This is a genomic window from Rhizobium grahamii CCGE 502 (genome assembly GCF_000298315.2).
Classification (GTDB): domain Bacteria; phylum Pseudomonadota; class Alphaproteobacteria; order Rhizobiales; family Rhizobiaceae; genus Rhizobium; species Rhizobium grahamii.
In genome coordinates this window covers 240,471-263,329 of sequence record NZ_AEYE02000031.1, presented here as the reverse complement: position 1 = coordinate 263,329, position 22,859 = coordinate 240,471, and the positions used below count along the sequence as shown (strand labels likewise).

At 61.6% G+C, this 22,859-nt stretch carries 28 protein-coding genes; 18 read left to right on the top strand and 10 right to left on the bottom strand.

The window, feature by feature from the left end:
* The first annotated feature begins 3 nt into the window (after nucleotides 1-3).
* Nucleotides 4-768 carry a sulfite exporter TauE/SafE family protein gene (locus tag RGCCGE502_RS25815; protein WP_016557153.1) on the top strand — a complete coding sequence of 255 codons (765 nt, stop codon included), beginning with the start codon at nucleotides 4-6 and terminating at the stop codon, nucleotides 766-768.
* A 68-nt stretch (nucleotides 769-836) separates the two neighbouring features.
* Complete coding sequence (locus tag RGCCGE502_RS25810; RefSeq protein ID WP_016557152.1) at nucleotides 837-1,097, top strand: ArsR/SmtB family transcription factor; 261 nt, start codon at nucleotides 837-839, stop codon at nucleotides 1,095-1,097.
* Between the two features lie 151 nt (nucleotides 1,098-1,248).
* On the opposite strand, the gene RGCCGE502_RS35020 is transcribed toward RGCCGE502_RS25810, so the two are convergent.
* On the bottom strand, nucleotides 1,249-1,422 hold the full coding sequence (locus RGCCGE502_RS35020; RefSeq protein ID WP_016557151.1) for a YdcH family protein: 174 nt from the start codon (nucleotides 1,420-1,422) through the stop codon (nucleotides 1,249-1,251).
* Nucleotides 1,423-1,651: 229 nt separating this feature from the next.
* Here RGCCGE502_RS35020 and RGCCGE502_RS25800 point away from each other — a divergent pair, with 229 nt between their 5' ends.
* The 9 genes from RGCCGE502_RS25800 (at nucleotide 1,652) to RGCCGE502_RS25760 (ending at nucleotide 8,931) form a co-directional block, all read left to right on the top strand.
* On the top strand, nucleotides 1,652-1,855 hold the full coding sequence (locus RGCCGE502_RS25800; RefSeq protein ID WP_016557150.1) for a YdcH family protein: 204 nt from the start codon (nucleotides 1,652-1,654) through the stop codon (nucleotides 1,853-1,855).
* Between the two features lie 16 nt (nucleotides 1,856-1,871).
* The gene (purE, locus tag RGCCGE502_RS25795) at nucleotides 1,872-2,366 is read left to right on the top strand and encodes a 5-(carboxyamino)imidazole ribonucleotide mutase (RefSeq protein WP_016557149.1); all 495 of its coding nucleotides are present in this window, start codon (nucleotides 1,872-1,874) and stop codon (nucleotides 2,364-2,366) included.
* A complete protein-coding gene (locus tag RGCCGE502_RS25790; RefSeq protein ID WP_016557148.1) occupies nucleotides 2,363-3,439 on the top strand; it encodes a 5-(carboxyamino)imidazole ribonucleotide synthase in 1,077 nt (358 codons plus the stop codon). Before purE ends, RGCCGE502_RS25790 begins: the two co-directional genes overlap by 4 nt.
* A gap of 163 nt (nucleotides 3,440-3,602) precedes the next feature.
* Nucleotides 3,603-3,728 (top strand): type B 50S ribosomal protein L36, encoded by a 126-nt coding sequence (gene ykgO / locus RGCCGE502_RS25785; RefSeq protein WP_003582204.1) that lies wholly within the window; start codon nucleotides 3,603-3,605, stop codon nucleotides 3,726-3,728.
* Nucleotides 3,729-3,830: 102 nt separating this feature from the next.
* The gene (locus tag RGCCGE502_RS25780; protein WP_016557147.1) at nucleotides 3,831-4,445 is read left to right on the top strand and encodes a tetratricopeptide repeat protein; all 615 of its coding nucleotides are present in this window, start codon (nucleotides 3,831-3,833) and stop codon (nucleotides 4,443-4,445) included.
* Nucleotides 4,446-4,509: 64 nt separating this feature from the next.
* The gene (locus RGCCGE502_RS25775) at nucleotides 4,510-5,583 is read left to right on the top strand and encodes an alpha/beta fold hydrolase (protein ID WP_016557146.1); all 1,074 of its coding nucleotides are present in this window, start codon (nucleotides 4,510-4,512) and stop codon (nucleotides 5,581-5,583) included.
* 100 nt (nucleotides 5,584-5,683) lie between these two features.
* On the top strand, nucleotides 5,684-7,423 hold the full coding sequence (ggt, locus tag RGCCGE502_RS25770) for a gamma-glutamyltransferase (protein WP_016557145.1): 1,740 nt from the start codon (nucleotides 5,684-5,686) through the stop codon (nucleotides 7,421-7,423).
* A gap of 118 nt (nucleotides 7,424-7,541) precedes the next feature.
* Nucleotides 7,542-7,886, top strand: coding sequence for a helix-turn-helix domain-containing protein (locus RGCCGE502_RS25765; RefSeq protein ID WP_016557144.1), 345 nt, complete (start codon nucleotides 7,542-7,544; stop codon nucleotides 7,884-7,886).
* Nucleotides 7,887-7,956: 70 nt separating this feature from the next.
* Nucleotides 7,957-8,931: a threonine ammonia-lyase gene (locus RGCCGE502_RS25760; protein ID WP_016557143.1), complete on the top strand. Its 975-nt coding sequence runs from the start codon at nucleotides 7,957-7,959 to the stop codon at nucleotides 8,929-8,931.
* A gap of 31 nt (nucleotides 8,932-8,962) precedes the next feature.
* Here RGCCGE502_RS25760 and RGCCGE502_RS25755 read toward each other — a convergent pair whose 3' ends face one another.
* Nucleotides 8,963-9,760, bottom strand: coding sequence for an SDR family NAD(P)-dependent oxidoreductase (locus tag RGCCGE502_RS25755; protein ID WP_016557142.1), 798 nt, complete (start codon nucleotides 9,758-9,760; stop codon nucleotides 8,963-8,965).
* Nucleotides 9,761-9,878: 118 nt separating this feature from the next.
* On the opposite strand from RGCCGE502_RS25755, the gene RGCCGE502_RS25750 reads away from it, so the two are divergent.
* Complete coding sequence (locus tag RGCCGE502_RS25750; RefSeq protein ID WP_016557141.1) at nucleotides 9,879-10,823, top strand: GlxA family transcriptional regulator; 945 nt, start codon at nucleotides 9,879-9,881, stop codon at nucleotides 10,821-10,823.
* Here the strand turns inward: RGCCGE502_RS25750 and RGCCGE502_RS25745 are convergent.
* Nucleotides 10,814-11,743, bottom strand: a complete 930-nt coding sequence (locus RGCCGE502_RS25745; protein ID WP_016557140.1) for a LysR substrate-binding domain-containing protein — start codon at nucleotides 11,741-11,743, stop codon at nucleotides 10,814-10,816. The genes RGCCGE502_RS25750 and RGCCGE502_RS25745 overlap by 10 nt on opposite strands.
* A 107-nt stretch (nucleotides 11,744-11,850) precedes the next feature.
* Between RGCCGE502_RS25745 and RGCCGE502_RS25740 the strand changes: the two genes are divergently transcribed.
* Genes RGCCGE502_RS25740 through RGCCGE502_RS25730 form a run of 3 tightly spaced genes read left to right on the top strand, consistent with a single transcriptional unit; the run spans nucleotide 11,851 to nucleotide 13,216 of the window.
* The gene (locus RGCCGE502_RS25740; RefSeq protein WP_016557139.1) at nucleotides 11,851-12,270 is read left to right on the top strand and encodes a tautomerase family protein; all 420 of its coding nucleotides are present in this window, start codon (nucleotides 11,851-11,853) and stop codon (nucleotides 12,268-12,270) included.
* Nucleotides 12,267-12,668, top strand: coding sequence for a cupin domain-containing protein (locus tag RGCCGE502_RS25735; protein WP_019280711.1), 402 nt, complete (start codon nucleotides 12,267-12,269; stop codon nucleotides 12,666-12,668). The genes RGCCGE502_RS25740 and RGCCGE502_RS25735 overlap by 4 nt, the downstream gene beginning before the upstream one ends.
* Complete coding sequence (locus RGCCGE502_RS25730; RefSeq protein ID WP_016557137.1) at nucleotides 12,665-13,216, top strand: DUF4865 family protein; 552 nt, start codon at nucleotides 12,665-12,667, stop codon at nucleotides 13,214-13,216. The genes RGCCGE502_RS25735 and RGCCGE502_RS25730 overlap by 4 nt, the downstream gene beginning before the upstream one ends.
* Before the next feature lie 4 nt (nucleotides 13,217-13,220).
* Here RGCCGE502_RS25730 and RGCCGE502_RS25725 read toward each other — a convergent pair whose 3' ends face one another.
* The 3 genes from RGCCGE502_RS25725 to RGCCGE502_RS25715 all read right to left on the bottom strand — a co-directional run bounded on the left by RGCCGE502_RS25725 (nucleotide 13,221) and on the right by RGCCGE502_RS25715 (nucleotide 15,912).
* Nucleotides 13,221-13,856 carry a LysE family translocator gene (locus RGCCGE502_RS25725; RefSeq protein WP_016557136.1) on the bottom strand — a complete coding sequence of 212 codons (636 nt, stop codon included), beginning with the start codon at nucleotides 13,854-13,856 and terminating at the stop codon, nucleotides 13,221-13,223.
* 131 nt (nucleotides 13,857-13,987) lie between these two features.
* Nucleotides 13,988-15,427 carry a pyruvate kinase gene (gene pyk, locus RGCCGE502_RS25720; RefSeq protein ID WP_016557135.1) on the bottom strand — a complete coding sequence of 480 codons (1,440 nt, stop codon included), beginning with the start codon at nucleotides 15,425-15,427 and terminating at the stop codon, nucleotides 13,988-13,990.
* The gene (locus tag RGCCGE502_RS25715; protein WP_016557134.1) at nucleotides 15,427-15,912 is read right to left on the bottom strand and encodes a DUF1036 domain-containing protein; all 486 of its coding nucleotides are present in this window, start codon (nucleotides 15,910-15,912) and stop codon (nucleotides 15,427-15,429) included. Before RGCCGE502_RS25715 ends, pyk begins: the two co-directional genes overlap by 1 nt.
* Before the next feature lie 200 nt (nucleotides 15,913-16,112).
* Between RGCCGE502_RS25715 and RGCCGE502_RS25710 the strand changes: the two genes are divergently transcribed.
* From RGCCGE502_RS25710 to RGCCGE502_RS25700, 3 genes are all read left to right on the top strand, one after another.
* A complete protein-coding gene (locus RGCCGE502_RS25710) occupies nucleotides 16,113-16,904 on the top strand; it encodes an N-formylglutamate amidohydrolase (protein ID WP_016557133.1) in 792 nt (263 codons plus the stop codon).
* An 11-nt stretch (nucleotides 16,905-16,915) separates the two neighbouring features.
* Nucleotides 16,916-17,221 carry a DUF1244 domain-containing protein gene (locus RGCCGE502_RS25705; RefSeq protein ID WP_016557132.1) on the top strand — a complete coding sequence of 102 codons (306 nt, stop codon included), beginning with the start codon at nucleotides 16,916-16,918 and terminating at the stop codon, nucleotides 17,219-17,221.
* A gap of 90 nt (nucleotides 17,222-17,311) precedes the next feature.
* On the top strand, nucleotides 17,312-17,575 hold the full coding sequence (locus RGCCGE502_RS25700) for a DUF2312 domain-containing protein (RefSeq protein WP_007527482.1): 264 nt from the start codon (nucleotides 17,312-17,314) through the stop codon (nucleotides 17,573-17,575).
* A gap of 77 nt (nucleotides 17,576-17,652) precedes the next feature.
* Here the strand turns inward: RGCCGE502_RS25700 and RGCCGE502_RS25695 are convergent, their stop codons facing one another.
* From RGCCGE502_RS25695 to RGCCGE502_RS25680, 4 genes are all read right to left on the bottom strand, one after another.
* On the bottom strand, nucleotides 17,653-18,411 hold the full coding sequence (locus RGCCGE502_RS25695) for an alpha/beta fold hydrolase (RefSeq protein WP_016557131.1): 759 nt from the start codon (nucleotides 18,409-18,411) through the stop codon (nucleotides 17,653-17,655).
* A gap of 248 nt (nucleotides 18,412-18,659) precedes the next feature.
* Nucleotides 18,660-19,781, bottom strand: a complete 1,122-nt coding sequence (locus RGCCGE502_RS25690) for an HPP family protein (protein ID WP_016557130.1) — start codon at nucleotides 19,779-19,781, stop codon at nucleotides 18,660-18,662.
* Between the two features lie 46 nt (nucleotides 19,782-19,827).
* A complete protein-coding gene (locus tag RGCCGE502_RS25685; protein WP_016557129.1) occupies nucleotides 19,828-20,736 on the bottom strand; it encodes a LysR substrate-binding domain-containing protein in 909 nt (302 codons plus the stop codon).
* Between the two features lie 170 nt (nucleotides 20,737-20,906).
* Complete coding sequence (locus RGCCGE502_RS25680; RefSeq protein WP_040675619.1) at nucleotides 20,907-22,799, bottom strand: peptidoglycan L,D-endopeptidase MepK; 1,893 nt, start codon at nucleotides 22,797-22,799, stop codon at nucleotides 20,907-20,909.
* Nucleotides 22,800-22,859: the final 60 nt, after the last annotated feature.

Here is a 22,859-nt window from a genome sequence, read left to right as displayed (position 1 = left end):
AGCATGCCGATGGACCTGTCATTTTATTACGCCGCCGTTCCCGCCGTCATTCTGGTCGGACTTGCAAAAGGCGGCATGGGCGATGCGCTGTCACTGATCGGACTACCCTTTCTCGCCCTCGTCGTCTCACCCGTTCAGGCAGCCGCGATCCTGCTTCCGATCCTCATTTTCATGGACATGATCTCACTCGTGATCTGGCGCAAGCACGGCGACTGGACAACGCTGAAGATCATGCTGCCGGGAGCGCTGTTCGGGATCGCTCTCGGCTGGGCAACCTCCGCCCTGGTGCCGGGCAATGTCCTTCGCGTCGTCATTGGCGTCGTCACTATCCTCTTTTGCCTGCGCTATTTCTGGAACAACTTTGGCCCCGCCGCGGGAACGCACACACCGCCCCACGGCCAGCGACCGCTGCTGGCGACGATCTGGGGCAGCCTGTCCGGCTATGGCAGTTTCGTCGCTCATGCTGGCGGCGCTCCGTTCCAGATCTATGCGCTGCCGCTGCAGATGCAACCCCGCGAATATACCGGCACGAGCGTCCGCTTCTTCGCGATCCTCAATGCCGTGAAGCTCATTCCGTACTTCGCGCTTGGCCAGCTCGACACGCAGAACCTCTCCACATCCGCCACGCTTCTGCCGTTTGCCCCGCTTGCGACAATTGCCGGCGCCTGGTGCGTGCGTCGTATGAAGCCGGCGGTCTTCTATCCTTTCATGTATGCCATGGCCCTCATTGCGGCCGTACTGATCGCGAAAGAAGGTGCCGGTTTCTAACAATTTTGGGTTTCGTTGCGCCGCACAATTTCCTTGCCCGATTGCGCCGTTTGACGTAGCTTTCCGGCATGTCGAACACGGATCCCTTCACTGCGATAGCCGATCCCCACCGGCGCTTCCTGCTGGAAGAACTTCGACGTGCGCCGAAGACCGTGAACGAGCTTGCCGAGGGGCTTCCCATCAGCCGCCCCGCCGTCTCTCAGCACCTCAAGGCGCTGCTGGATTGCAATCTGGTTTCGGTCACCGCAGAGGGCACGCGACGCATCTACGCGGTCAACAATCGCGGTTTCGACAAGCTCAATCTCTGGCTCGATCAGTTCTGGGCCTGACAGCTCCCTCAAACGAAAAACGCCGGCTCGCGACTTTCCGTCGGAACCGGCGTATATTTGCCTGTCGAGCACGAACTCATCTAAACTTCTGATGAAATTGGCCTTTTGCCTTCTCCGTTTAGGACCGCACTCGGTAATTCATGCATCGTTCTCAATGGAAAGATGATTTCAGGCGCTCAATCTCGTCCTTGATCCGCAATTTTCTGCGTTTGCACTCAGCAACTTCATTATCGTTTCGGGAGGGGGATATCATTAGCGTATGCAACTCCTCCTCGAGAGCAACATGCTTTTTCTGGAGTGACTCAAGATGAGCTTGAACAGTCATTTGACCCTTCCTTCCTCTTACCTCTCCCCGGCCAACACCGCCGGAGATCCAAGGCGTCAACCTTTTGACTGTGACATATTTTTGAAGGCTTGTCGAAGGTGAAAACAAGGAGAACACGTGGCAAAATCATGACGAACAGCCGCTAGCCGTTACCTCCATTTGGTGATAGGAGCTTGCGGAAATCATCGGCAAAACGGACGATGTCCGAAGACGGTTATGGGGAATGCATATGGCCGATCAGGAACAGGCAGAAATCAGGCTCATAGTGGCGCGACTGCGCCAGGAGCACGAAGATTACGATGCCGCGATCAATGCCATGATTGCCACCGGATGTGACGCATTGCGCGTCCAGCGCATGAAAAAGAAGAAACTGGTGATCAAAGACAAGCTGACGAAGCTCGAAGACCAGATCATCCCTGATATCATCGCCTGAGGGGAACGCCGTGACGATGACAGACAGACCGCCCGTTGCCATCATCATGGGAAGCCAATCCGATTGGGAGACCATGAAGAATGCTGCGGACACGCTTGAGGCGCTCGAAATTCCCTATGATGCGCGGATCATATCGGCCCATCGCACGCCGGATCGCCTGGTAAATTTCGCCAAGACCGCACGCGATGAAGGCTTCAAGGTGATTATCGCCGGCGCGGGCGGCGCAGCTCACCTGCCGGGCATGGCCGCAGCCATGACGCCGCTTCCCGTTTTCGGCGTCCCCGTTCAATCGAAGGCGCTGTCCGGTCAGGATAGTCTCCTCTCCATCGTCCAGATGCCGGGCGGAATTCCGGTCGGCACACTTGCCATCGGCAAGCCCGGAGCGATCAATGCAGCGCTTTTGGCTGCTGCAGTCTTGGCATTGTCGGACGAGGACATTGCCGAGCGGCTTGATGACTGGCGCGAGCGCCAGAGCGCGGCCGTTGCCGAATATCCAATGGACGACCTATGACTGTAAGAACAATCGGCATCATCGGTGGCGGCCAGCTTGGCCGTATGCTTGCCATGGCCGCGGCGCGACTGAATTTCCGCACCGTCGTCCTGGAACCCCAGGCCGACTGTCCGGCAGCGCAGGTCGCCAATGGCCAGATCGCAGCCGCCTACGACGATCCTGCCGCGCTGGCCGAACTTGCGAAGGCTTGCGACGTCGTCACATACGAGTTCGAGAACGTCCCGGTTGCCGCGGCGGAAGCGCTTGCGAGCACGGTCCCGGTTTATCCGCCGCCGAGGGCGCTAGAGGCCGCCCAAGACCGCCTGGTGGAAAAGCGCTTCATCAACGGCTGCGGCATCCCAACAGCTGGTTTTCACGCCATCGACAGTCAGGCCGACCTCGAGGCCGCGCTCAAGGATTTCGGCGGCCGTGGTGTTCTGAAGACTCGCCGCCTGGGGTACGACGGCAAGGGGCAGAGGGTGTTCCGCTCGCCACCCGATACGGCGGACGGCGCTTTTGCAGCGCTCGGCAGCGTACCACTCATTCTCGAGAGCTTGGTTTCATTCGAGCGCGAGATCTCGATCATTGCGGCGCGTGCGACCGACGGCGCTATTGTTTGCTACGATCCTGCCGAAAACGTTCACCGCGGCGGCATCCTGCATACCTCGACGGTGCCGGCTTCCGTCTCAGCGACTGCGGCAGCAGCCGCCCGCGAGGCGGCCGGAAAGATCCTGACGGCTCTCGGTTATGTCGGCGTTATCGGCATCGAATTCTTCGTGCTTGCGGACGGCAGCCTGATCGCCAATGAAATGGCGCCTCGTGTTCACAATTCCGGCCACTGGACGGAAGCCGCTTGTGTCATCTCGCAATTCGAGCAGCATATCCGCGCCGTTGCCGGCCTGCCGCTCGGCAATGCCGACCGCCATTCGGACTGCGTGATGCAGAACCTGATTGGCGACGATATTCTGGCGCTCCCGGACTGGTTACGCCAGGCGGACACGCTTGTTCATCTCTACGGCAAGACGGAATCCCGTCCCGGGCGGAAGATGGGACACGTCACGACGTTGACCACAAAATTGCCGGTTTCCCCCTGAGAAAGCCGCTCCGGCCATGGGAAAAACACCGTCACGTGGTTGACACAGCGGAGCCGCCGGGTTATCTGCACGCCCAACCTGAAGAGCGCGCCCTGAGCGCGCTTTTGAATGTAATAGATACGGGCGAATGTGAATTCCCCCTCAAACATCGCGGATCAAAACAATGAAGATCAAGAATTCGCTCAAGTCGCTCAAGGCTCGTCACCGTGACAACCGCCTGGTTCGCCGCAAGGGCCGCATCTACATCATCAACAAGCTGAACCCGCGCTACAAGGCTCGCCAGGGCTGATTTAGCGCGCCTGGACGGTTCGTGGCATTTGCCCATGGCTGCCTAGGGATTGCCTCGGCAATCAAATCAAATTGCTTTGATCTTCAGCGATGGCGGGCTACTATGCCCGCCATGCGCTTTTTTGCTATGACGTGCGCGGCGCTGCCGCTGTCCCTTGCCCTGATCGCTCCTGCTTTGCCTGCCGCTGCCGCGGATAAGGAAGTTATTGTCGAGCAACCGGACGCAAACCTTTCCCCCAAGCAGCACCTCGATCAGCTTTATGCGCAGCTGAAGCGCGAACGCGATCCGGACAAGGCGAGCGGCATCGCCAATGAAATCCGCACCGAGTGGAACGACTCGGGCAGTGCGACTGTCAACCTCCTGATGCAATGGGCCGACAAGGCGATTGAGGAGAAGCGCACTGCGGCCGCCCTCGATTTCCTCGACCAAGCGATCGCTCTCAAGCCAGACTACGCCGAAAGCTGGAATCGCCGCGCGACCCTCAACTATGCCAATGACAGCTATCGCAAGTCGATGTCTGACATCGAGCATGTGCTTGACCTCGAGCCACGCCACTTCGGCGCGCTTTCCGGCATGGCAGCCATTCTTACTGAAACCGGCAACGACCAGTTGGCCCTGAAAGCCTGGGAACGTTTCCTGGAGATCTATCCAGCCAATCGAAGCGCCCAGGAGCAGATGAATACGCTCTCTGAAAAGCTGGCCGGCAGCCGCACCTGATCTTGACGCCAGCGCCAGCAGCCCAATCTTACGCGTCGGTTATGTGATCTCAGCAGATATTGCCATGCTTGCCGAAGCTTCCGTTTTCATTGCCTCTGTTGCCGCCGCTCTTGGCTACTCCGCCTACAAGGAACGGCGGTTCGAGGCCGATTGTCCGAACATCGGCCAACTGACGGATATCGGCGGATATCGGCTGAATGCCTTTCACGTCCCTCGTCCCAAAACTGCCGATCTGCCGCCGCTCGTATTCATCCACGGTGCGGCCGGAAATCTGCTTGACCAAGTCGGTGCCTTCCTGCAGCCGTTGGAGGGCCGTGCCGAAATGCTGTTCGTTGACCGCCCGGGTCATGGTTATTCGGAGCGCGGCGCTTCCGAGAATGCCCTGCCCTCGGGGCAGGCGGACGCGATCGCGAAACTGATGAAAAAACGAGGCATCAAGCGGGCCATTATCGTCGGTCATTCCTTCGGCGGCGCTATTGCCGCCGCTTTCGGCGTCCGCCACCCCGAGATGACCGAGGGCCTGCTCTTCCTCGCTCCAGCGACGCATCCCTGGCCTGGCGGACTGGACTGGTACTATAATGTCGCGGCGATGCCCGTACTTGGCTGGCTCTTCAACCACACAATCGTCGTGCCGCTCGGCCTGCGGCGCCTCGAACAAGCGACATTGAATGTCTTCCGGCCCAATCCACGCCCGGATGATTACATCGCGAAGACGGGACCGACCCTGGTGCTTCGCCCGACTGCCTTCTACAATAACGCCGTCGATTGCATGCGCCTCCTGCCTTATCTCAAGGCGCATTCTCCGCAATACGCCAGCATCACCGCGCCAACCGTCATCGTCACCGGCGACAGCGACGGCATCGTTTGGGAACACCTTCATTCGCAGGGTCTGGCCCGTGATATCGCCGGTTCGGAGCTGGTCATGATCCGCGGCCTTGGCCATAAGCCAGACTACGTGGTCACCGATGTCGCCGTTGCCGCCATGGAGAAGATCGGCGGCGCTGCTCGTGACCTGCAGGCCCTCGCGCGCCAGGCAGAACGTCGCCTGATCGTTGAAGAACCTGCACAACCGGCGGACACCGTTGCGCCTTTCGGCCACCCGGCCGGGCTGACACCGCCGGTAACAACGGGAAACTGACAAACAGCACGTTCTAATGTACCAACCTCGGCGGATGCCCACATTGCCGAGCGCTCGCTGCGTCCCATATCCATTGCACTATCATGCTTTGAGGGAAGTCATGGATCACCCCTATTTTCGGATATCTGCCGTCGTCGCGGCGCTCTCATTTGCTCTCGCGCCATCGGCGTTCGCCGCTTCACCGGCGCCGGTCGAGGCCGAGCACGGTATGGTCGTAACCGCCCAGCACCTGGCAACCGATGTCGGCGTCGATATGCTGAAAAATGGCGGCAATGCCGTCGATGCGGCGGTCGCCGTCGGCTACGCGCTCGCCGTCGTCTATCCGACGGCCGGCAATCTCGGTGGCGGCGGCTTCATGACGATCCGGCTGAAGGACGGCAAGACGACATTCCTCGATTTCCGCGAGCGCGCGCCATTGGCAGCTACCAAGACCATGTATCTTGACGGCAAGGGCGATATCGTTCCCCGTGCCAGCCTCGACGGCTATCTCGCCGTCGGCGTGCCAGGATCCGTCAAGGGCTTCGAGATGGCCCGCGAGAAGTACGGCACAAAGTCGCGGCAGGATCTGCTGGCGCCCGCCATCCGCTACGCCAAGGAAGGCTTCACGCTGGAACAGGGCGACGTCGCCAGTATTGGCGGTAGCGCGAAGCGGCTCGCCAAGGACGAGGCCGCGGCAAAGATTTTTCTGAAAGCGGAGGGCAAACCGTACGCCGTAGGCGAGAAGCTTGTGCAACCCGACCTTGCCGCCGTTCTATCCGGCATCGCCGACACCGGGCCCGACGCCTTCTACAAGGGCATGCCGGCAGAGGCGATCGTCAAGGCGAGCCAAGCGAAGGGCGGCATTCTCGCCAAGGAGGATTTCGAGCAGTACGCGGTACGTGAGCTGAAGCCGATCGAATGCAATTACCGCGGCTACGACATCATCTCCTCGCCGCCTCCCTCCTCGGGCGGCGTCATCATCTGCGAAATCCTCAACGTTCTGGAAGACTATCCTCTTTCCTTCCTCGGCTACGGCTCAGCCGAGACGGTGCACCTGATGGTTGAGGCGATGCGCTACGCCTATGTCGACCGCAACGCCGCCCTTGGCGACCCTGACTTCGTCGACAACCCCGTCTCGACAATGCTCGACAAAGGTTACGCCAAGGCGATCCGCGCCAAGATCGATCCTTACAAGGCGGGCACCTCCGCCAACCTGAAACCTCTGGGCGCTAAGGAAAGCGTCGAAACCACGCATTATTCGATCATCGACGGCGAAGGAAATGCCGTCGCCGTCACTTACACGCTGAACGGCAACTTCGGTGCCGGCGTCGTCGCTCCCGGTACCGGCGTTCTCCTCAACAACGAAATGGACGATTTCACTTCGAAGCCCGGCGTTCCCAATCTTTACGGGCTCATCCAGGGCGAGGCCAATGCGATCGCACCGAAGAAGACGCCGCTCTCCTCCATGAGCCCGACGATCGTGACCAAGGACGGCAAACCCTTCATGGTCATCGGCAGCCCCGGTGGCTCGCGCATCATCACCATCACGCTGGAGGCCATCCTCAACGTCATCGATTTCGGCATGGACATCAGTCAGGCGGTCAACGCTCCGCGCATTCACCACCAATGGCAACCGGACAAGATCTACTTCGAGCCCTACACCTTATCGCCCGATACGATCCGGGCATTGATCGCCATGGGGCACACGCTGGACGATGGCAGCGGCCCGCCGCAATGGGGACAGGCCGCTGGCATCCTTGTCGGCGGCAAGAGCCTTGCCGATATCGCGAAGGGCGGCGGAGCACGCTATTACGGCGCGATGGACAGCCGCGCCGCCGAAGGTTCCGCCAGCGGATACTGATCACCGGATACGCGCGTGGACGAAATCGCCTTTGATGCTGACGCGCGGCCGGGCGCCGGGCACACTTGGCTCCAGGCTATCGACATAGGAAGAGATCGCCAACGCGCTCGAAAATCTGATGCGGTCCCGAGAGCTCTACCGTGATCCCGACCTCAATCTCGGCCGCATCGCCCGCAAGATGAGTCTTCCGGCCCGGCGCGTTTCGATGGCGGTCAACCGCGTCCATGGTGTCAGCGTCTCGCAATATGTGAACGACTTTCGTATCCGCGCGGCTTGTCAGGCACTTGTGAACATGGACGAGCCGGTTACGCGGCTGATGTTCGATTGCGGCTTCATCAGCAAGTCGAATTTCAATCGCGAATTCCTGCGCGTCACCGGCACCAACCCGACCGAATTCAGGCGACGCAGCCGTCGCAAATCGGAAGCCGTCGCTACGCAACCGACGCTTTTTGTGTCACGGTGACAAAGTCACCGTTCACAAGCGTCGCGTGTGGTCCTATGCAGGGGGCGTACCGTCATTCGAAAGAGTCTCCATGGCCAGTATTGAAATGATCGTTGCCGCCCGCGCCCGCCTGCGCGGACATGCGCGCCGCACGCCGCTTCTTTCTTCTCCCTTCATCGATGAGCTTGCCGGACGGCGGGTATTGGTGAAGGCCGAGTGCTTGCAGCACACCGGCTCCTTCAAATTCCGTGGCGGCTGGTCCGCCGTCTCCGCGCTCGATCCTGTCGTTCGCAGCCGCGGCGTCATCGCTTTCTCGTCAGGCAATCACGCGCAGGGCGTGGCGCTCGCCGCCAAGCTGCATGGCGTGCCGTCCGTCATCATCATGCCGTCGGACGCACCAAAACTGAAGATCGCCAACACGCGTGCGCTCGGCGCGGAAGTCGTGCTCTACGATCGCGCCACGCAGGATCGCGACGCCATTGGCGCTGAACTCTCCGCTGCGCGCGGACTGACGCTGATCAAGCCTTTCGACGAACCGCAGGTGATCGCCGGACAGGGTACGACAGGTCTGGAAATTGCCGAACAGGCAGACGAGGAAGGCATCAACTCGGCCGAGGTATTGGTCCCCTGCGGCGGCGGCGGCTTGTCCTCGGGGATAGCGCTTGCACTCGAAGCCAGTGCGCCTGCGTTCCGCGTGCGCCCCTGCGAGCCAGACGGGTTCGACGACTTCACGCGGTCGCTGGCATCAGGCAAGATCGAGCGCAACGCCACCATGACCGGCTCGATCTGCGATGCCATCATCACGCCGCAACCAGGTAACATCACCTTTCCGATATTGCAGCGCCTCGCCGGCGCCGGCATCGTCGTGACGGACGAGGAGGCGCTTCGCGCCATGGCGCTCGCCTTTGTGCGACTCAAGATCGTTGTCGAGCCCGGTGGGGCGGTGGCACTTGCCGCAGCACTCTTCCATGGCGATCAGCTGGAAGAAGACAACGTCGTCGTCGTCACCTCGGGAGGCAACGTCGACGCCGATATCTTCGCCGAAGCACTCGCCCGGCACGGATAGAGGCAGGCCAGGCCTGCCTCACCCGTTCTATTTAAGCGGCCTTGTAGCGCGCCGCCGGTGCGGCGCGTGACAGGTTCGGCATCAGCGCCTGGCGAGCATCCTCGTAGGCCTTGAGCAATCCGGCATCCTCGAGAGCCGGAATGGTCGCGAACTCGCCCTGGTCGAAACCGGCAAGGGCGGCGTCCACCATGTCTTCGGCCTGCATGACGATTTCGGTCGGCAGATGCTCGACCGGCGTGCCGGCAATGCCCCAGAATTCGGTCGCCGTCGCTCCCGGCAACACCGCCTGGATGCGGATGTTCTTGTCCGCCAGTTCGTGCTTCAGCGATTGGCTGAAGGCGAGAACGAAAGCCTTGCTCGCCCCATAGACGCCGTTCAGCACCTCGGGCGCGATCGCCACGATCGACGCGATGTTGATGATCGCGCCACCACCGCGGGCAACAAAGCCGGGCACGGCGGCATAGGTCAGCCGCATCAACGACGTGACGTTGAGATCGACCATCGCCTGCATCTTGTCGACATCGGAGGCCAGCAGCGGCGCGGTGCCACCGACGCCGGCGTTGTTGACCAGAAGCGTGATGCTGCGGTCACTCTTCAGCACCGCCTCCACGCGCGCCAGATCGGCCTTCTTGCCGAGATCGGCCGGAATGGTTTCAATCGTCCTGCCCGTTTCCCGGGTGAGCTTGGAAGCAAGCTCCGAAAGCCGCTCTGCATTGCGGGCGACCAGGATGAGATCATAGCCGCGCTTTGCGAGCCGCTGAGCATAGATGGCACCGATCCCCGACGACGCGCCGGTAACGAGTGCGGTTCCTTTGTGCTGTTCGGTCATTGTCGTTCTCCGTGTTGGCAACAGCGCCTGCTGTTGGCTTGAGGAGAGTCTTACGCCTGATTGCCAATGTCTTGAATGTCATATAAACCACCTTTTAGGACAAATGGAGTTTCGAGCGATGCAGCGTATAGCCGTCCTGCTCTTTCCTGGCTTTCAGATGATGAGCCTCGCCGCCATCTCCGCCTTCGAGTTCACCAACTTCGAACTCGGCGAACAGGCCTATGACATCGCCTATCTCTCCGAGACCGGCGGACCGATACGGGGCTCCTTCGGCGTCACGATGGAAACCACGCGGTTCGACGATCCCGCTTTCGATACGTTGCTGGTATCGGGTGCCGTCGGCATCAAGCTGCCGACTCCAGGAGAAGGCGAGTTCATCCGCAACGCGCTTGCCGCCTCCCGCCGCGTTGCTTCGATCTGTACCGGCGCCTTCCTGCTTGCCGACGCGGGCGTGCTGGACGGCCGTCGCGCCACGACACACTGGCTCCTCGCCCGCGAGCTGCAATCGCGCTACCCCCAGGTCAGGATCGAGGAGGATCGCATCTTCATCATCGACGGATCCGTCTGGAGCTCGGCCGGCATGACGGCCGGAGTGGATCTGGCGCTCGCCATGGTCGAGAAGGATCACGGCGCCGATATCGCCCGCGCCGTCGCTCGCAAGCTGGTCGTTTATCATCGCCGCGCCGGCGGCCAGTCGCAGTTCTCCGCGCTGCTCGAGCTGGAGCCGAAATCGGACCGCATTCAGAAGGCGCTGGCGCATGCGCGCGGCAACCTGAAGAACACGCTGTCTGTCGAGGAGCTGGCAGAGGCGGCCGCACTCAGCCCCCGTCAGTTCAGCCGGACGTTTCGTGCCGAGACAGGGCAGTCGCCGGCCAAGGCGGTGGAGAACCTGCGCCTCGAGGCGGCTCGCCTGATGATGGAACAGGGCCGGCACCCGATTGATGTCGTTGCCGCAGAAACAGGTTTCGCGGATCGCGAGAGGATGCGCCGCGCCTTCCTGCGCGCCTTCGGCCAGCCGCCGCAGGCGATCCGCCGAAACGCACAGCGCGAATATCAGGCATAGGCTGTCGCAGCCGGCTGGATGGCCGAGGGCACCGCATCGCCGACAGCCTCCCTGACCGATTGCAACATGATGGCCGCAAGCCGCGCCGTCGCCGGCCCAGGCTCCGCTTCGGCCCGATGCACGACGAGGCCGAGCGATGGAAGCTCGGGCAGACCGGCATCGTTTGCGGCAAGCGGCTTCACCTTCCGCGGCAGACCGATCGGCGTGCGGATGCTGATACCGAGCCCGGCAGCCGTCGCCGCCCACAATCCCCCAAGGCTCGGACTGACGAAGGCAAGCCGCCAGGGAATGCCCGACGTATCGAGCGCCTTGGTCGCCGCCGTCCGCAACAGGCACGGAGCCTCGAGCGAGGCAAGCGGTACCGGCTCGCCGCTACCGAGGCTCCAGTCGACCGCCCCATCCGCTGGTCCGATCCAGCGCATCGGCACCTCTGCGATCTTCTCGCAATGCGGCGTCAGCGTGCCATCGCTCCATGCCAGCGCCAGGTCGAGCTTGCCCGAGGTGACCCGCTCTATCAGCTCGACATTGCGCACCACCCGCGCCTCGATACGGACCTTCGGATGCGCACGCGCAAAACGGCCGAGCACCTCGGGCAAAAGGGTCTCGCCGAAATCCTCCTGCAATCCGAGCCTGACCCAGCCCTCGAGCTCGATACTCTGCACGGCTGCGGCCGCCTCGTCGTTGAGCTCCAGCAGGCGACGCGCATAGGCCAGCATCGTCTCGCCGGCATCGGTGAGCGCGAGCCCCCGCCCCGCCTTGCGAAAGATCGGCGTACCGGCCTGCTCCTCCAGCTTCTTCAACTGGGCGCTGACCGCCGAGGTCGAACGCCCGAGCCGGTCGGCTGCCCGCGCGAAGTTGCCGAGCTCCATTCCGGTCGCGAATGTCCTGAGCACATCGAGATCGAAGATCGTCCGCCGCATCGAATCATCCTGTTTTTCTGGATCATAAATTCATATAATTCTGATTTTCTGCATCATCGTGGCGTGCGATGCTCCTCCTGTCAAGAATTCACTCAAAGGAGGCCGTCATGCCTTTCGTTCGTATCTCTCTGTTGCGCGGCAAGTCGCCGGACTATCTTCGCGCCGTTTCGGACAGCATTCATCGCGCCATGGTCGAGACATTCAACGTGCCGCCTGCCGACCGTTTCCAGGTCATCCACCAGCATGAACCGGGCGAACTGATCTTCGACCCGAACTATCTCGCCGGACCACGTTCCGACGACTTCGTGCTTTTCGCCATCACCGCCGGGAAGCCTCGCTCGACCGAGACCCGGCAGGCCTTCTTCAAGCGCGCCGCCGAACTCCTCGGGGTATCGCCGGGCATCCGGCCGGAAGACATCATGATCGTCGTTACCACCACCTCACCGGATGAGTGGTCGTTCGGCGATGGAACGGCGCAGATGAGCGAACCCGGCTGGGAAGCCCGCGCCTTCGGGAGCGCCGCATGATGGGCAACCCTGAACAGATGACGATCCAGCGTCCGGGCAATGTCGTCCGCTCGCCCGTCGATATTGCGACCGCGCCCTTCTGGGTCGAGATACTGCTGGGAGGCGCAGCCGATGGCGAGAACACCGCGGTGCGGGCAAGCCTCGATCCCGGTACGATCACGCACTGGCACACGCATCCGCGCGGGCAGCTGCTTTATGCTTTATCGGGTAAGGGCCTAGCGCAACGCGAAGGCCGCGCGGTGGAGGAATTGCGTGCCGGAGATGCAGTCTGGTTCGCCGCCGGCGAAAAGCACTGGCACGGCGCGACGCCTGACAGCCCTTTCAGCTACATCAGCATCCAGGCAACTGAGGCCGGCCGTATCGTCGACTGGCTGGAGCCGGTGGAGGTTCTCTCATGATGGCAATGCAATACAGCTTCACCCTGCCGGCCGATTACGACATGTCGATCATCGACCGGCGCATCCGCGACAAGGGACCGATGCTCGACGGCTTTCCCGGCCTCGGCTTCAAGGCATACCTCAGCGCCCGCAAGGGCGAGTTCGGCTCCCGCGAAAACCTCTACGCGCCCTTCTATCTCTGGCAGCAGCCGGAACGCGCCAGCGACTTCCTCACCGGCCCCGGCTTCGAAGCACTGACGCAATCCTTCGGCTGGCCCCGGGTGACGACCTGGATTGTCTGGCAAGCGCAAACCACGCCTCCAGTGGCAGAGGCCAAGTTCGCCACCGAGGAGACGATCGCCATCGAACCCTACGCCTCGCTTGCCGAAATCAGAGACGACGAAATCGGGCGCGCGCAGAGACAAGCGCGGCAGGCCGATATCGTCGCCTCGGTCACGGCCTTCGAGCCGACAAACTGGACGGCCGTGCGCTTCAGCCTGCATCGCTCCGCACCGCTCATTGCGGGAGCCGGTCAGGTCTATCGTGTCGGGCATGTGTCCCTGCCCTAGGGCGTCAGGTCGTTGCCCGGCGGTAGAGCGCAAGCGACCCCGCCAGCGCCAGCATCGCCCCGCCGCAGGCGCGCTCCAGCCAGACCGCGCCCGCTGTCTTCAGCAGCCGGACGGCCTGCGAACCAAAGACCGCGTAACCGAGCATGATCAGAAAATCGAGCGACGCAAAGACCACCGCCAGCACGGCATATTGGGTCGCCTGCGGCAGTGCCGGATTGATGAACTGTGGCAGGAACGCCGAGAAGAAAAGGTAACCCTTGGGGTTGGTGACGGCGACCATGAAGCTCTTGAGGCCGATCGAAAAGGCGGTTCCGCCAGTCATCTCGTTGTCAGGCTTCAGCGCCGCGTTGAAGCCGCCCTTCGTGCGCAGCATCATGATCCCGAGAAAGGCGAGATAGGCAGCGCCTACATATTTCAGCATCGAGAACCAGAATTCCGACGCTGCGAGAAGCGCGCCGAGACCGATCGCCACGGCACCGAGCAGCACGAAGTCGGACAGCATCGCGCCGATCATGCCCGGGATCGCCCGGCGAACGCCGTAGCGCGAGCCGTTGGTCATCGCCAGAAGCACGGTCGGCCCGGGCGTCGCAATCGCGACGAAGGAGACGGCTACGAATGCGAGAAGTGTAACAATGTGCATGATGCCCTCCCGAACATGGAGGCCGACCCTTGCATGTGCACCCGCCAGCCGCAAGACACCCATGACTCAGGACAGCAAAAAGCCCGCCGTCTGTTAAGGCAGCGGGCTCTATGATTATTGGCTAGTGCGCCTTAGATGCCGCTCTGGCCGTCGGAGCCGATATAGGCGATGCGCAGCATGTTGGTGGCACCTGGCGTGCCGAGCGGTACGCCAGCCGAGATGATGATGCGGTCACCCGGCTTGCCGAAGCCTTCGTCGGCAACGATGCGGCAGGCGCGGTTGACCATGTCGTCGAGGTCGGTCGCGTCATGCGTGACGACACAGTGCAGGCCCCAGACGATGGCGAGACGGCGAGCCGTCTGGATGACCGGCGACAGCGCCAGGATCGGCACCTGCGGACGCTCGCGCGAGGCGCGCAGGCCCGTCGTGCCCGACGAGGTGTAACAGACGATAGCGGACAGACGCAGCGTTTCGGCGATCTGACGAGCAGCCAGCGAGATCGCGTCGGCGCCGGTTGCTTCCGGCTGCGCGCGCTGCGCGTAGATGATGCCAGGATAGTGCGGCTCGCGCTCGATGGTGCTGGCGATCGAGGCCATCGTCGAGACCGCTTCAACCGGATAGTCGCCAGACGCGGATTCGGCCGACAGCATGACCGCGTCGGCGCCTTCGAAGACGGCGGTCGCGACGTCGGAGACTTCGGCGCGCGTCGGGACCGGTGCGGTGATCATCGATTCCAGCATCTGCGTGGCGACGATCACGGGCTTGCCCGAACGGCGGCAGGCGCGGATCAGCTGCTTCTGGATACCCGGAACGGATTCGAGCGGCATTTCGACACCGAGGTCACCACGGGCAACCATGAGCGCGTCGGAGAGCTCGATGATTTCCTCGATGCGCTCGATCGCCTGCGGCTTTTCGATCTTCGACATGATGCCGACGCGACCGCGCGCGATCTTGCGCACTTCCGCCAAGTCTTCCGGACGCTGCACGAAGGAGAGCGCAACCCAGTCGACGTCATCGGTTTCGAGAACGGCTGCGAGGTCGGTGCGGTCCTTGTCGGTCAGAACACCGACGGTCAGTAGCGTGTCGGGAAGGCTGACACCCTTGCGGTCGGAAATCTTCGTGCCGGAGATAACCGTGGTGACGATGCTCTTGCCGTCGCACTTTTCAGCGCGCAGGGCGAGCTTGCCGTCGTCGATCAGCAGGCGGTGGCCGGGCTGTACCGATTCCAGGATTTCCGGATGCGGTAGGAATACGCGGGTCGCGTCGCCGGGAACATCCTTGTTGTCGAGCGTAAAAGTGTCGCCCGGCTTCAAATCAACCTTGCCTTCGGCGAACTTGCCGACGCGCAGCTTCGGGCCTTGCAGGTCGGCGAGGATGCCGATCGGGCGGCCGGAGCGGGCTTCGACGGCGCGGATCCGCTTGATCAGCATGCGCATCACGTCATGGCTGGCGTGGCTCATGTTGATACGGAAGACATCGGCACCAGCCTGGTGCAGCTTCTCGATCATCGATTCCTCGGACGAGGCGGGTCCAAGGGTAGCGAGGATTTTAACTTTGCGGTTGCGCTTCATCAATTCGGGCTTTCTTGCGTGCCGGGGGTATCGGAAAGTTGAACCATCCAGCTGCCCTGGCGGCCCGTGTCATATTCCTTGAACCCCATCTTCTGATAGCCACGGGCGTAGCAATCATTGACACCCGTGATCTTGAACTCGTTTTCCGCTACGCACATCTGCACGTCACCCGTCCATCGGCCTCCCCGGGCAGCGTCCTCGGCGTAGAGATAGTAGTATCGGGACTGCAGCTCCCCCTCGATCAGCGTCGCGCAGGTCGTTGCCGGCACTTGCCACCAGCCTTCCGTCATCCAGCCATCCTTGGCTCGATACCCAATCGCCACGCCCACCAGATTCTGCGTTCCGTTGCATACGCGGAAATCGGCACGAGCCGCATCAGCAATAAAAAACGGCGAGAAAGCCGCGAGAACAAACAGTGCAAAACGGGCAAGCGGCCCGGAACGCATAAGGAAACTTGGCGCGGTCTGAATCAACACGACTTCCAATGGGCTCCCGATTATTTTATTTTAGGTGTGCCTTCTTGCGCTGCCTCCCGGCGAATGTCAACGCAATGCTAATCGATTATATTCTGGATGGCTGACTGTACTTGGACCACGCCGTCGCCTTTGCTCGCTGGTACGCTTGAACGCGCCCGCGGCCCGTGCGATCAGAGGCTGCCCCGTAACCACGATCGGCCATTTCCCTCATGAGCTCTTTCAAATCCTTTGAACTACTAGCCGGCGATCATGACAAGGGCATGGTGCTGCTCGGTGATCATGCAATGAACCGGCTGCCGGAGCGCTATGGCAGGCTGGGCCTGCCGGACAACGCGTTCGAACGACATATAGCCTATGACATCGGCATCGAGGGATTGGTCCGCAAACTCTCCGCGAGGCTCGATGTGCCCGCTGTCCTGGGCGGCTTTTCGCGACTGTTGATCGATCCGAATCGAGGCGAAGACGACCCCACGCTGATCATGAAGATTTCGGACGGCGCCGTTGTTCCCGGCAATCATCCGATCACCGCCGAAGAGTGGAATTATCGGATCGAGACGTTCCACAGGCCCTATCATAACGCCGTCAGCGAAACGATTGACATGGTCGCGAACAAGACCGGCAAGGCGCCGCTCGTTCTATCCCTTCATTCCTATACGCCGTTTTGGAAAGCCTTCCCACGCCCTTGGCACGCTGCCGTTTTGTGGGACACCGACCATCGTGCCGTCGCGCCCCTGCTTGATATGCTACGCAGCGATCCCGATCTCGTGGTCGGAGACAACGAGCCTTACGATGGCGCACTGAAGGGCGACACGATGTATCGGCATTGCATGCTGACCGGTATCCCCCACCTTTTGCTCGAGGTGCGCCAGGATCTGATCGGCGATGAGGCCGGCATTACGGCATGGGCCGAGCGTCTGGCACCGATCTTCCAGACAATGAACGCTGATCCGGCCCTGCACGAGTATAATGTGCACGTGTCGCGCACCGGACCGTACGAATGAAGGAGACCAGGATGGTTGCACTAAGCAAGCAACAGCAGACCGAATTCGAGGCTGCGGCTTTTCGTCGCCTCGTGGAGCATCTGCGTGAACGTGGCGACGTCCAGAATATCGACCTGATGAATCTCGCCGGCTTCTGCCGCAACTGCCTGTCGAACTGGTACCGCGAGGCGGCTGAGGCGGACGGAGTTCCGCTCTCGAAGGACGAATCGCGCGAAATCGTCTACGGCATGCCGTACGAGGATTGGAAAAACCTCCACCAGAGCGATGCCTCGGCGGAGCAAAAAGCCGCATTTGAACTGAACAAGCCGCACAAATAATTCCCTCGCGTCTCGAATCGGCTTGACCCCGGGCACGCTTCGCGGCAGTCAACGCCATCCGAATTTTACACCCCCAATCAGGAGAACACGATGTCTGATGCTCATGGCGTCGCCCGCGATCAGCTTCGCGCCTTTGTGGAGCGCATTGAACGCCTGGAAGAAGAAAAGAAGACCATCGCCGACGACATCAAGGACGTCTACGGCGAAGCGAAGGGCATGGGCTTCGATACCAAGATCCTCAAGAAGGTCGTTGCGCTGCGCAAGAAGGACGAGCAGGAGCGTATGGAAGAAGACGCAATCCTCGACACCTACCTGCATGCGCTCGGCATGATCGAGGCCCCGCCGGAAGGCTGATTTCTCAGAGCAGTGCCTTTAAAGCCGCCGACCCGCTCGGCGGCTTTTTTTGTGCCGGAGTGACGCTCGAGCAGAGCTTATTTTCCGGCTTCCTTGGCGGCCTTCTCGATCACATCGGCGACCTTCTTCGGCTGTGACGCGAAGACGGCATGACTGGCCTTGATCTCGGTCGCCGCGCTTCCGGCGCGCTTTGCCATCGTCCGCTCGAGTTCGGGGTTGATGGCACGGTCCTCGGTCGCCACGATCGACCAGCTCTTCTTTGACCGCCAGGCTGGATCGCCGACTGTCGCGCCAAAGACCTCTTTGGCTGCAAAGACCTGCGACTGGGCGAGAAAGGCAGCGTCCGCCTTTGGCACATCGGCGGCGAAATCGGCGTGAAAGGCGCTTGGGTCCAGATAGAGGTACTTGGCGTCCTTGGTTTCCTTGATGCTGTTTGAAGCGGGTGGCTTTGAGCCGGCAAGCGTGCCTACATTTTCGCCCTTGTCAGGCTGGAAGGCCGCTACGTAAACGAGCCCCTCGACGTGCGGATCATTCCCCGCTTCCGTGATGACCATGCCGCCGTAGCTGTGACCGACCAGTAGTGCAGGTCCATCCTGCAGATCCAGCACGCGTTTCGTTGCCGCAACATCGTCGGCGAGCGATGATAGAGGCTCTTGCACGACGGTCACATGAAAGCCGCGCCGCTCCAGGATTTCCGTGGCCTTGCGCCAACTGGACCCGTCGGCGAAGGCGCCGTGAACGATGACGATATTCTTGATCTCCGCGGACTGCGCGGCGAAAGCGATGGCACTGGTGGCGAAGGCAATTGCAAAAGTGGAAATGATACGACGGTTCATGCGGTCGCTCCTTTTGGGTTTATGACACACCCCGTCCTGAAAACATTGGGAGGTATCGACTGGGGGGCGTAGGCAATCTGGTCGGCCGACGTATTGTCGATATTTCAGATTTCGGACTAAATGTATGACAATGTAGCTTGAGGCATTGCGGCTCGGCCCAATCCTCTCTCAGACGATACGGTGCGCCAGCGCTGGCGCACTCCCGATCCCCTGGCTACCAATCAGAGATCTGCAGGCTCCGGTATCATTCAGGCCGCGATGCGCGGCGTCTGTTCCGGCAGCATATGGGCCATGGCGCTCAGCAAGTCCGTTTGCGAGATCAACCCGAGCACGTAACCGCCGGCATCCACAATGACGACGGCGTGGGTGCGCCCATCCGTCAAGTCGGGCAGCAGGCTGATGGCCGGTGCATCCGGGGAAGCGGTCGCGGCTGTCGCAATGTGATCGGAAAGCCGCTCGGCCTGCACCAGTTCCCGCAGCCCGACCGTGCCGATCAAACGCCCGCTTCCATCCTTCACGGGCAATGTGCGAACGTTGTGCTTCAGAAGCAGTGCGCGCGCTTTCTCCGCCGTGGCGTTCTCTTCGACCGCGATCACATCGCGCGACATGATGTCGGCGCAGCTGACGGTGCCGTGCGAACGAACCACCGCCTCGACCTCGACCTGCCGCAGCAGGCGGCTGAGGTCGCCGCGGTCGATGTCGAAGGTTTCCTCGAACTTCGCCAATGCCGCATCGACGTCTTCTTCGCGGAAACCGATCCGCACCGCGGACGGCGGATCGATCGTCTGATGCGTATTGACCGGGGCCGGGGTGGTGACGTGCGGATAGTTTCGCCGTCCGAGCTTGTGAAAGAGAATGCCGAGCGCGACCAGGATGCAGGAATTCAGCGCCACCGGCACGAAAGGAAAAAGCAGGCCCCAACTTGCCACCGCGGGTCCGCCAAGCACAGCCGTCAGCGCCGCGGCGCCGCCTGGCGGATGCAGGCAGCGGGTAAACGACATCGCGGCGATGGCCAGCGATACACCGACGCCGATCGCAATGATCGGCTCATGGATGAAGTGCGCTGCGATAATGCCCATCATCGCGGAGATCGTGTTGCCGCCGATAATCGACCACGGCTGCGCCAGCGGACTTGCCGGCACGGCGAAAAGCAGCACGGCCGAAGCGCCCATCGGCGCGACGATCAGCGGCAGGTGCGAGCCCTGCCCGAAGAAATAGCCACACACCAGGCCTGTCAACGCAATCGCGATCAGAGCCCCAAGGCAGGCAAACATGCGTTCGCGCAGCGTGGCACCGGCAAGGATCGGCGAGAACAGCCGGCGGCTGAAGCGATGACCGGGATCGGCTTTTGGAGTGTTGGAATTTGTCATGACGAACCGACGGTTTGTGAAACGAATTGTTTGGGGTGCGGGCCTGTTAGCCGCTTGAGAGTGAAAGGCGGTCCCTGCCTCGCGACGCAACGAGGACATCGTGAAACGCCTCGAACGAGTCCGATCGACTGCCCTCACGACGAACGAGAAACGTCTCCACTGCGCCGATTTCGCGGGTAACGATATCAGCCGGCCATCGCAGGAGGTCGAATACGGAGCGCGGCATGACACCGAAGGCATTGCCGGCGACAATGCTGGCCAGGATCGCATGATAGGAGCCGAGCTCGAGGGTGTGCAGCGAGGCAGCACCTTCAGCCCACTCCTCGGCCATCCGCCGATAGGTGCAGCCTGGCTCCATGACGGCAAGTGTGTCGACGCGAAGGTTCCTTGCATCCCTGACGTCAGGATGCTTCGGCGGCAGGACGAGGATCAGCTCCTCGACATAGATGCGTCGCGCATCGAACCCGCCGAGGTCGAGATCGGCATAGCGCGCCTCGTCGAGCGCAGCCTCGGGCGGTCTTGCGACCAATGCGCAATCCACTTCCTCGGCCAGCACGCTCTGCATGAGCTCCCGTGTCGCCCCCATCGTCAATTGCAATGAGACATCTGGCCACAGCGATCCGAAACGCCTGATGACATCAGGGAGTCTGCTCGCGGCCGTGCTTTCCATCGTTCCGACACGCAGCGCGCCCGAGGCAGCGAGCGGCCGCACGGCCTGCTTTGCTTCTTCGGCCAGGTCGACAAGACGTGTAGCGTAGGAGAGAAAGACCGTGCCTTCGCGCGTCAGCGACATCTTCTTGCCATCGCGCGAGAACAGCGCCACCCCGAGACCCTCTTCGAGCTGCTGGACGCGCGTCGTGACATTCGACGGTACCCGGCCTATCGCCGCCGCGGCCTTCGTGACGCTGCAGGTCGATGCGACCGCCTGAAAGATTTCGATTGAGGACAGATCCATATCTTCACTTACAGAGAATATCGGAGGCGCTTTATTCTCGATCTAGAAATGAAAATCAACCCGAGCTCTTGTTTAAGCCGCACCTCGCCGCGCGACTTTCCGTCACATCGAAGAAACGAAAGAGCCGCCGGATCGCTCCGGCGGCTCTTTCGAAATTCCTTGTGGAACCATCAGTTCGATACGAACTTCCGCACTTCCATGAAGTTGACCGCACTACCGCTGAAGCGGCCAGGATCAATGGACGCCGTCTTGGTGAAGCCTTCAGCATAGACTGCAGTCGGCTGGGCGCGAAGTGTCTGGCTGACGAAACGCGGCGCCTTCACAGGCTTGGTGACCATCTCCATACGGGAGTTGGTGAGCGCCCACTGCGAGATGATCTTCTGCGTCAGCTTCGGTTCGGTCCGAACGGTAGCCCGGCTGGCGTCGGCCTCCGCGGCCTCATGCTTTGTCGGGCGGCCACCCTTGGTCGGCAGACCCTGAGCTACACCGCTAGCATCGGATGGCTTCGGCGCATCGAAGCCATCGCCAAAACTTGCTGATTTCGTAGCCGGCGCGAGTGCAGCGAGCTGCAGCGGAGCCTTTTCGCTTGGAACCTTTTGCGGTATCGCCGCGTTAATAGCCTGCTCGACGCTCGTGACCGGCGGCTGGTTGGACGCGACCTGACGGTCGCCATCACCATTCTGCTGGTCAAGGGCATCGGCAACGGCCGGAGAAAGCGTATCTTCCTGGTCTGCCACATCGTCGTCGGCTTCAGCATCGGCATCCGCCGCAGCCAGAAGCTTTTCGGCAAGCGCCGGTCGTTCACCCGGCGTTGGAACCGCTGCGAGATTCCCCGTCATCGCAGACGGGTCGGCTGAAGCGACTTCCGCATCGCCTGGAGAGCGGCGCGGTCCGAGCAGAGATGGAACCGGTACGCTGTAGGCGCTGAGATCCGCAAACTGCTGCTGACCTTGCTCGGTCACAGCAGAGAGGGCTTGTTGGGCTGCATTTCCGGACTGTGGAGCAACGAGGGCGCTGGCGACTTCGCTACCGCCCGGCTGATTGGCGAACGCCGGACGCACCTGCGGAACCGGCGCATTTACGCTTGCGACTTCAGTAGCCTGCGCGGGCGCCTGCTCGCCGGGATTGGCGGCGTTTGGCATATTGGCCGCCGGCGGCGACGCCTTGGCGACAGCCACTGCTACGCTGCTATCATCATCAGAACTGTCTTCGGCCTCATCGGCACCGCCACCAAACAGGGCGGCAAACAATGTCTTATGCTTCGGCTGATCGCCTGACGACGAGCCCGTATAGGCACCCGAGCTTGCCATCTGCACCTGCGTCGAGCTCACGCGGCGCTTGTAATCCGCCACGGCCTGCTCGTAACCCGGCAGCGGACGGCCATCCGCAGGAATGTGCATCGTGTTGCCGTTCGGGAAGAGCCGAACCAGTTCCTCGCGGCTCATGCGTGGCCAGGCGCGAACGCCGCCGACGTCCATGTGAACGAAGGGGGAGCCGGATTTCGGATAGAATCCAACGCCGCCGACCTGCATTTTCATGCCGATTCCGCGCAGAGTGGCCAGTTTGACGTCAGGAATGAAGAAATCCATCGCCTTGCCGAGCATATGCTGGCTCTTCTCGGCGACGCCGGAATTGCGGGAACGGCCCTTCAGCATGGCATTGGTGGCAGGCGAGCGGAAGCCGCAGACGACGTTGATGTAGTCGCGCGAGCCGCTCTGCCGGTAGACTTCCCAGATGAGATCGAAAAGGCGCGGGTCCATCCTCGTCGGCTGGTTCTTGCGCCAATCGCGAAGGAAGCGGTTCAGCTGCTCGAGACCCTTCGGGTCGTATCGGCCGTTGCGCTTGTAGGTGATGACGGCCTTTTCGCCGGTGTGAATGAAGTAGAGCTTGAGGCTACGTGTTTCGCCGGCCGCCTCGGAAGGCGAACTGACCAGAACCGGCGACGAAACAGCGAGTGCGAGAAGGGCGGCCATAGCCGTCCTAAACACCTTTCCGCAAAGGTCCGTGAACCTAGTGCGCCCGTTCAAGCGCGAAGGTTTCGTATTCCCATTCAGATCCGGCAAACTCAATCCCCGTCAGACAGCCGATAGTCCCTCTTTGACACCGTTGGCCGTTAAATGCGG